Origin of the sequence: Humidesulfovibrio sp. (genome assembly GCF_030689645.1) — a bacterium.
Classification (GTDB): Bacteria; Desulfobacterota; Desulfovibrionia; order Desulfovibrionales; family Desulfovibrionaceae; genus Humidesulfovibrio.
Genome location: NZ_JAUYFU010000025.1, coordinates 1 through 8187, shown reverse-complemented (window position 1 = coordinate 8187; position 8187 = coordinate 1). Strand labels below are relative to the sequence as shown.

The 8187-nt window shown below is 63.8% G+C and carries 8 protein-coding genes; 6 read left to right on the top strand and 2 right to left on the bottom strand.

The window, feature by feature from the left end; translation table 11 throughout:
- Window positions 1-271: 271 nt before the first annotated feature.
- The 6 genes from grpE to Q8O35_RS04290 all read left to right on the top strand — a co-directional run bounded on the left by grpE (window position 272) and on the right by Q8O35_RS04290 (window position 7244).
- Entirely contained in the window at window positions 272-856 is a 585-nt protein-coding gene (grpE, locus tag Q8O35_RS04315; RefSeq protein ID WP_305570981.1) for a nucleotide exchange factor GrpE, read from the top strand.
- Window positions 857-938: 82 nt separating this feature from the next.
- Window positions 939-2864, top strand: a complete 1926-nt coding sequence (gene dnaK, locus Q8O35_RS04310; protein WP_305570978.1) for a molecular chaperone DnaK — start codon at window positions 939-941, stop codon at window positions 2862-2864.
- Between the two features lie 118 nt (window positions 2865-2982).
- Window positions 2983-5058: a penicillin-binding protein activator gene (locus tag Q8O35_RS04305; protein ID WP_305570976.1), complete on the top strand. Its 2076-nt coding sequence runs from the start codon at window positions 2983-2985 to the stop codon at window positions 5056-5058.
- 10 nt (window positions 5059-5068) lie between these two features.
- A complete protein-coding gene (gene gatC / locus Q8O35_RS04300) occupies window positions 5069-5353 on the top strand; it encodes an Asp-tRNA(Asn)/Glu-tRNA(Gln) amidotransferase subunit GatC (protein ID WP_305570974.1) in 285 nt (94 codons plus the stop codon).
- Between the two features lie 27 nt (window positions 5354-5380).
- Complete coding sequence (gene gatA / locus Q8O35_RS04295) at window positions 5381-6844, top strand: Asp-tRNA(Asn)/Glu-tRNA(Gln) amidotransferase subunit GatA (protein WP_305570972.1); 1464 nt, start codon at window positions 5381-5383, stop codon at window positions 6842-6844.
- A gap of 10 nt (window positions 6845-6854) precedes the next feature.
- Window positions 6855-7244: a tautomerase family protein gene (locus Q8O35_RS04290; protein ID WP_305570970.1), complete on the top strand. Its 390-nt coding sequence runs from the start codon at window positions 6855-6857 to the stop codon at window positions 7242-7244.
- Window positions 7245-7371: 127 nt separating this feature from the next.
- Here the strand turns inward: Q8O35_RS04290 and Q8O35_RS04285 are convergent, their stop codons facing one another.
- Both Q8O35_RS04285 and Q8O35_RS04280 read right to left on the bottom strand, forming a co-directional pair.
- A complete protein-coding gene (locus tag Q8O35_RS04285) occupies window positions 7372-7620 on the bottom strand; it encodes a hypothetical protein (protein WP_305570968.1) in 249 nt (82 codons plus the stop codon).
- A gap of 275 nt (window positions 7621-7895) precedes the next feature.
- The coding region (locus tag Q8O35_RS04280) for a Fur family transcriptional regulator (RefSeq protein ID WP_305570966.1) at window positions 7896-8187 on the bottom strand (292 nt) is incomplete at its 5' end.

Below are 8187 nucleotides of genomic sequence, written 5' to 3'. Positions count from 1 at the left end.
CTCGTGAACACCGAAAAGAAACGAGTCACCGCCTTGCTTCCCGGCGGCGGCAGGCGCGCAATCTACGAGGACGGCCAGTTTCTGCTTTAAGCCGCGCGCAGTTTTTTGCACCCCGGAACATGAAACCAGCACCGAACCGTGTTGACAACACTTGAACCGTGCTTACAAATGTGACTGACCTCGACGCCGGGCGCGCTTTGTTACGAGCAGCCCGGCGTCGCCTGTGTCGGACCAAACGCCCCGCAGGGCGACCCAGAAGGACGGGATTCACATGTCGAAGAATGACAAGAACAACGCCAAGGACGCCGAGACGGTCGCCGCCGCGCCTGAACAGCCGACACAGGCTGAAGCGGGCCAAGTGAACCTGAGCGAAGAAGAGCTTGCGGCCCTGTGCAAGGCGCATGTGTGCACCAAGTGCGCGGTCATGGCCGAGGCCGAGGACGTGAAGCTGCGCGCCCTGGCCGACAACGAGAACTTCAAGCGCCGCATTCAGCGGGAGACCGAAGAGGTGCGCCGCTACGCCACGGAGTCCGTGCTGGCGGACCTTTTGCCCGTGCTGGACAACCTGGCCCTGGCCATCGAGCACGCGGGCGACGCCCCGGCCTGCAAGAACGTGGTCATGGGCGTGGACATGACCCGCAAGATCTTTCTGGACACGCTCAAGAAGCATGGCCTGGAGTGCGTGGGCGCCTGTGGCGAAACCTTTGACCCCAACGTGCACGAGGCCATAGGCACCGTGTGCCAGGAAGGCCAGCCCGAAGGCTGCGTGGCCAAGGTCGCGCAAGCCGGGTACGTGCTCAAAGGGCGCGTTATCCGCCCGGCCAAAGTTTTGGTGAACAAGACGACGGACGACTAAAGGGTCCGGCCTTTACATCGGAAAAAGCGGTCTTACTTCACAGTCATCAGAAAACATTATTCCTCACCCGGAGGTTAGATTCATGGGCAAGATAATCGGCATCGACCTGGGCACCACCAATTCCTGCGTGTACGTCATGGAAGGCAAGGACCCCAAATGCATCACCAGCCCCGAGGGCGGACGCACCACCCCGTCCATCGTGGCCTTCACGGACAAGGAGCGCCTGATCGGCGAAATCGCCAAGCGTCAGAGCGTCACCAACCCGGACAAGACCATCTACGCCATCAAGCGCCTCATGGGCCGTCAGTACGACGCTCCCGAGGTAAAAAAATGGCGCGAGCACTGCCCCTATAAAATCGTGGCCGGCAAGAACAACGATGCCTGGGTCGAAATCGCTGGCAAGAAGTACAGCCCGCCCGAAGTCTCCGCCTTCATTCTGCAGAAGCTGAAGAAAGACGCCGAGACCTACCTGGGCGAGACCGTCACCGAGGCCGTCATCACCGTGCCCGCCTACTTCAACGACTCCCAGCGCCAGGCCACCAAGGACGCGGGCAAAATCGCCGGCCTTGAGGTCAAGCGCATCATCAACGAGCCCACGGCGGCCAGCCTCGCTTACGGCATGGACCGCAAGAAGAATGAAAAGATCGCCGTGTTCGACCTGGGCGGCGGCACCTTCGACATCTCCATCCTCGAAGTGGGCGACAACGTCGTGGAAGTGCGCGCCACCAACGGCGACACCTTCCTGGGCGGCGAGGACTTCGACCAGAAGGTCATCCAGCACCTGGTGGAAGAGTTCAAGCGCGAGAACGGCATCGACCTTGCCAAGGACCGCATGGCGCTGCAGCGCCTGAAGGAGGCCTCCGAAAAGGCCAAGCAGGAGCTCTCCACCACCATGGAGACCGAGATCAACCTGCCCTTCATCACCGCCGACCAGAACGGCCCCAAGCACTTCATGATCAAGCTCACCCGCGCCAAGCTGGAGTCGCTGGTCATGGACTTGGTCGAGCGCACCATCGGCCCCTGCAAGAAGGCCCTGGCCGACGCAGGCCTCACCGCCAAGGAGATCGACGAAGTTGTGCTGGTCGGCGGCATGACCCGCATGCCGCTGGTGCAGCAGAAGGTGGGCGAGTTCTTCGGCAAAGAGCCAAACCGCACCGTGAACCCCGATGAAGTCGTGTCCATGGGCGCGGCCATTCAGGGCGGCATCCTGGCGGGCGACGTGAAGGACGTGCTGCTCCTCGACGTGACCCCGCTTTCCCTTGGCATAGAGACCATGGGCGGCGTGTTCACCAAGCTGATTGAGCGCAACACCACCATTCCCACCCGCAAGAGCCAGGTGTTCACTACTGCGGCTGATTCCCAGCCCTCGGTGTCCATCCACGTGCTCCAGGGCGAGCGTCCCATGGCGGGCGACAACATGACCCTGGGCCGCTTCGAGCTCACCGGCATCATGCCCGCCCCGCGAGGCGTGCCGCAGATCGAGGTCACCTTCGACATCGACGCCAACGGCCTGGTCAACGTGTCCGCCAAGGATACCGGCACCGGCAAGGAACAGTCCATCCGCATCACCGCCTCAAGCGGCCTGTCCGAGACGGACATCGACCGCATGGTCAAGGACGCCGAGGCCCACGCCGAGGACGACAAGAAGAAGCAGGCTCTCATCGAGGCCCGCAACCAGGCCGACTCCCTGGTGTACTCCACCGAGAAAAGCCTGCGCGACATCGGCGACAAGGTCGACGCAGTGCTCAAGGGCGACGTCGAGACCAAGATCGAAGCCGTGAAAAAGGCCCTGGAGACCGAGGACGTTGACACCATCAAGGCCGCTGCCGACGAGCTGGCCCAGTCCTCGCACAAGCTGGCCGAGCAGCTGTACGCCCAGAAGCAGGCCGAGCCCGGCGCTGGCGGCGCTGCCGGAGGCGCTGGCGGCTGCGCTGGCGGCACCTGCGGCGGCAAGGCCAAGCCCGCCGACGACAACGTCGTGGACGCGGACTACACCGAGGTCAAATAGCCCCTTACGCCAAGCGCGGCTTGCCTTGCACGGCAAGAGAGCTTACCATATCCCGGCTTGCGGACTGTTCGCGGGCCGGGATTTTTTTATGCACACAGGCAAGTTGGGAGGCCACAGCATGAACAAGGCCACGATCAAGCTCCACAAGGTCGTCCGTTCTTCCGCCGCGCGGCTGTTGAGCCTCTCCCTTCTCCTGGCCACCATGCTGGCCGTGGCGGGCTGCGCCATGATGGCCCTGCCAACCCCTTCGCAACCAGAGATGGAGACCCTGCGGGAGCAGTCCACGGCAGATCTTTCCACGGAAGCCGAGAGCTTCTGGAAAGCCGGGAACTACCCCCTGGCCGAACTGCTGTACTCGCGGTTGCTTGAACGCGGCGACCTGGACCGCGCGAGCAGGCTGCTTGCCCTGGACAGACTGGCCGAAAGCTCCTTCAAGGCCCGCCACTTCCATCAGGCCAAGCAGGCCCTGGACCGACGCGCCGCAGCGGACAAGACCGTGCTCGGCGCCTGGCCCTGGCATGAGCTCTACATCCGCACCTTGGCGGCCCTGAACCGTCAGGATCTGCTCGACACCCACCAGGCTTGGCTCACGGCCCACACGGAGCTGCCCTTCGAGGTGCGCGCCCGCGCCATGGTGCTGTTTTCGGAATACGGCACCCGCGGAGGCGACTACGCCCGCACCATGGACCTGCTCGCCGAGATCCACCGCCAGGCCCCGGACGACGCGTCCAGGCTCCTGCTGGAACGCCTGTACTCCTCCGCCCTGGCGGACCTGCCCAATGACCAGCTTTCCGCATTGGCCCGCGCCGCCGGCCCGGCCACCAATGTCTTTCCCCAGGCGCTCATCCTGCGCGAGGCGGCCCGCCGCAGCGCGCGCGCGACCCTGATCCGCCCTGCGACCATTGCAGCCGCCAGCGCCCTGCCCGGCCCCCTGTTGGCCCAAAACGCCACCCGCGTCGCATCAGACCAGCCCCAGGCGCTCCTGCCCATGAGCCGCGACGGCGTCACGCGCGTGGCCCTGGTGCTGCCCTTGACCGGCCGCTTCGGCAGCACGGGGCAAAAGGTGTTGCGCGGAGCCGGAGCAGCCCAGAAACGCCTCACCCAGCAAGGCCGCAAGGTCGAAATCAAGGTCATCAACGCCGAAGCCCCGGACTGGCGCGAGCAACTGGCAGCCCTGCCCGCAAGCGTCGCCATCGTTGGCGGGCCGTTGCTGAACGTGGAGGCGCTCAAGACCCTGGCGGCGGACGGCGCCCTGACAAGACGCGCCGTTTTCGCCTTCCAGCCTGATTTAGGGGCAGTTCAGGAAGGCAAACAGGCCTGGCGCTTCTACCCAAGCTTTCAGGACCAGGCCCGCGCCCTTGTGGACCTGACCGCCAACCAGCTGGGCATCCGCTCCGTGGCCATCCTTGCTCCCAAGAATCGCTATGGACAGCGCATGGCCGAAGTCTTTCAGGCTGAGGCCAAGGCCAAGGGCCTGCGCGTGGCGGCTAACGAGACCTATCCGCCCGACGACCACCCGCGCTGGATTCATAGCGTGAGCCACCTGCTCAAGATCCCGGAAGGCTTCCGCCGCAACAAGAACATGCCCCTGGCCATGCCGGACTTCGGCGCCGTGTTCATGCCCGAGGACTGGGGCCAGGCCGAAATGCTCGCCTCGAACTTCCATTTTTTTGAGGGCCAGCACCTGCTGTTCCTGGGAACAGACCTCTGGAGCGTGGGCCTGGATAACGCCCAGGACGTTGACGACACCTACTTCCAGCAAGCAGCCTGCCCCGGCGCATGGTGGCCCGAAACCACTGGCGGCCGCGCCCTGCAGGCCATTATGGACGAACAGAACCTTGGCCAGGCAGACTTCTGGGTGGCCCTCGGCTATGATTTCGTACGTCTCTCCGCCCGCCTAGGCCTTGGAGAGGGCTGGACCCCTGCCGAGGTCAACCTGCGCCTTGCAGGCCTGAAGGACCTGGACTACAGCATGGCCCCGGTGGTCTGGAGCGCTGAAGGTCAGGCCAGGCAAAACCTGTACCTGTTTACCCCGCGCAAGGACGGCAAGGCCTTGGTGGACGCAGACTCCATGCGTGCCAGCATCCAGAAGACCAAGGATCGCCGGGAGAAGCGCCTGGTCATTTCCCGCGAGATTCAGAAGAACAAGAAGGACGGCCCCTCAGGCAGCCTGACCCGGGACGTCAAGGATTAAGGAGCAACCGATGAAAATCAGCCCTGAACAGGTGGCCAAGGTGGCCAAACTCTCCCGGCTCGAACTGAGCCAGGAAAAGATCGGCCAGTACGCCGAGCAGCTTGGCGGCATCCTTGGCTACATGGACAAGCTTGCTGAGCTCGACACCCAGAACGTTGAGCCCATGTACACCCCGGTGGATCAGGTGAGCGTCATGCGCGACGACGTGGTTCGCAAGGATTACGCGCGCGAGGACATCCTGAAAAATGCCCCGGAGACCGACGGCGCGTTCTTCATCGTGCCGCGCATCGTTTAGCAACACCCTGCCCAACGGATACCACACATGCCCGAACTTACGCAGATGACCCTCTCCGAGGTCCGCAAGGCCCTTGCGGACAAGACCGTCAGCGCCGCCCAAGTGACCCAGGCCGCGCTCTTACGCATCGACGCCACAGAGCCCAAGGTCAAGGCGCTGCTCTCGGTGCAGGCCGAGGAAGCCCGCGCCCTGGCGGAAAGCCTGGACGCAACTGGTCCAGACCCGGCAAAGCCCCTGTGGGGCGTGCCCCTCGTGGTCAAGGACGTGCTGGCCACCAAGGGAGTGCCCACCACTTGCGGCTCCAAGATTCTTGAGAATTTCCGCCCCGTGTACGACGCCACCGCCGTGGCGCGCCTGAAGGACGCCGGAGCCATCCTGCTGGGCAAAGCCAACATGGACGAGTTCGCCATGGGCTCCACCACGGAAAACTCGGCCTACTTCGCCACCAAGAATCCCTGGGATCTCGACCGCGTGCCCGGCGGCTCCAGCGGCGGCTCCGGCGCAACTGTCGCCGCAGGCCAGTGTTACGGCGCACTTGGCACCGACACCGGCGGCTCCATCCGCCTGCCCGCCAGCTTCTGCGGCATCGTGGGCATCAAGCCCACCTATGGCCGCGTATCGCGCTTCGGCATGGTGGCCTACGGTTCCTCACTGGATCAGATCGGCCCCATGACCAGAAGCGTCGAGGATGCGGCCCGCATGCTTGCCGTCATCGCCGGACACGACGAACGCGATTCCACCAGTGTGAACGTGCCTGTGCCCGACTATGTTGCCGCCCTTTCCGAGCGCGCGGACTTGAAGGGCCTGACCATCGGCCTGCCCGCCGAGTACTGGGACAAGGGGCTCTCGCCCGAAGTGGCCGAGGCCTGCGCCGCTGCCGTCAAAAAGGCCGAGGAACTGGGCGCCAAGACCGTGCCTGTTAAGCTCAATCTTTCGCAGTACGCCATCGCCACATATTACATCATCGCCGTGGCCGAGGCGAGCTCCAACCTGGCGCGCTTCGACGGCGTGCGCTACGGCCACCGCACCAGCGCCCCGGAAAACCTGCTGGACATGTACGTGAAAAGCCGCACCGAGGGCTTTGGCGACGAGGTCCAGCGCCGCATCATCCTGGGCACCTACGTCCTGTCCTCAGGCTATTACGATGCGTATTACCGCAAGGCCGCTCAGGTTCGCCGCCTCATCCGCCAGGACTTCGAGTCCGCGCTGAAAGAGTGCGACGTGCTGGCCGGTCCGGTGTGCCCCACCACGGCCTTCAAGGTGGGCCAGATGACCAGCGACCCCTTGCAGATGTACCTCATGGACATATTCACCATCAGCACCAACCTGGCCGGACTGCCGGGCATGAGCCTGCCCGTGGGCCTGGGACGCGAGACCGGCATGCCTGTTGGCCTGCAGCTCACCGGACGGGCCTTTGACGAGGCCAGGATGCTCCAGATGGCGCATGTGCTGGAGAAGAACCTGCCCCCGACCGGCTTGGCCAAACTGTAAGGAATCCGCCATGCCCGTGACCCTGGTGAGCATCCTTGAAGGCCGCACAAGCGACGAGAAGCGTGCGCTCATGGAGGCGGTCCAGGCCGCCATCACCGACACGCTTGGCCTGCCCCCGCACGACCGCAATCTCCGCCTGTGCGTGCATGGCGCGGACGAGTGGCTGCTGCCCGAGGGTAAGTCAGACAAATACGTGTTGGTGGAGATAGCGCTCTTCGCGGGGCGCACCCCTGAGACGAAGGGAGCGCTCTACGCAGCCATTGTCACGGCGCTGGAAGCCCTTGGGGTGGACAGGAACGATGTGTTCATCCGGGTCATCGACCAGCCGCGCGAGAACTTCGGCATCCGGGGCGGCCAGCGCGCCGATATGGTGCAGTTGGGCTATGAGGTGAAGGTCTAGGCCAGCGCGAGAAACGCTGGACTGTCGGCGAGCCGAACAACAGAGGACACGAATGGGCCGTCTTCGCAAAGGATCAAGCCTTGCGGAGACGGCCCTGTTTTCATGCTCGCGGTGACTCAGTCTGCTGCTATTGGCCCTGCGCAGCGGGGTTCTGCGGCAGGATGTTGGCGTCCGCAAGGCGCTTGGCCATGTGGTCGAAAGCTATCAGCATCTGCAAAAAGGCCTCGGGACGCATCACCAACCGCTCGCGGGTCTCCAGGGCCGGCTCACCCGACTCATCCTTCTTGTCCGTCGAAAGGGTGCCCAGGTCAATGCGCACCATGCCTGCTCCAAAGCCGATCTGGGTCACTCCGTCAATGAATCTTTCGCTCTCCATCTGTCCTCCGAAAATCCGTTTTTTTCTTGCTCAAAGCCCAGGCGCACCTGCTTGCGCCATCATGGAAAAGCAGGGGCTCAAGCGCGGGCGCAACCCTAGCGCAGATGGTTCCAGCCGGGCAACACGTAGCTTGCCTGTTTGCTCGGAAAAGTAGGACTGACGAGCAAATAATCATATGAACGACGGAAACAAAGCACAAAACCGATCAGCCTCAAAAAAGGCCCAGCCAGGAGCGGTTACTCCAGGCCGGGCCTCTTCCTTTCAAGCAGGTCCAATCAGCTGCCCAGGCAGCCCTGACACACGCCGCCGAAGCGGATCTCCGCCGAATCCACGCGCATGGGCAGATGCGAAAGCAGCTCGCCCAGGCCGGAGTCAAAGGGGCCGGAGTCCATGCACTTCGTATGGCCGCAACGATTGCAGGTGAAATGGGCGTGCCCCGCTGCGCCCGAACGCAGGCAGTAGCGGAAGGCGCGTTCGCCTGCGTTGTGCCTGGTGGCGGCCTTGTGCTCCACCAGCAGGTCAAGAATCCGGTACAGCGTCACGCGGTTCAAATGCGCGCCAAGCTTC

What these genes read in the sequence shown, in the direction of transcription:
- grpE (WP_305570981.1), top strand. Translation starts at nt 272, where the DNA reads ATGTCGAAGAATGACAAGAACAACGCCAAGGACGCCGAGACGGTCGCC.
- dnaK (WP_305570978.1), top strand. Translation starts at nt 939, where the DNA reads ATGGGCAAGATAATCGGCATCGACCTGGGCACCACCAATTCCTGCGTG.
- Q8O35_RS04305 (WP_305570976.1), top strand. Translation starts at nt 2,983, where the DNA reads ATGAACAAGGCCACGATCAAGCTCCACAAGGTCGTCCGTTCTTCCGCC.
- gatC (WP_305570974.1), top strand. Translation starts at nt 5,069, where the DNA reads ATGAAAATCAGCCCTGAACAGGTGGCCAAGGTGGCCAAACTCTCCCGG.
- gatA (WP_305570972.1), top strand. Translation starts at nt 5,381, where the DNA reads ATGCCCGAACTTACGCAGATGACCCTCTCCGAGGTCCGCAAGGCCCTT.
- Q8O35_RS04290 (WP_305570970.1), top strand. Translation starts at nt 6,855, where the DNA reads ATGCCCGTGACCCTGGTGAGCATCCTTGAAGGCCGCACAAGCGACGAG.
- Q8O35_RS04285 (WP_305570968.1), bottom strand. Translation starts at nt 7,620, where the DNA reads ATGGAGAGCGAAAGATTCATTGACGGAGTGACCCAGATCGGCTTTGGA.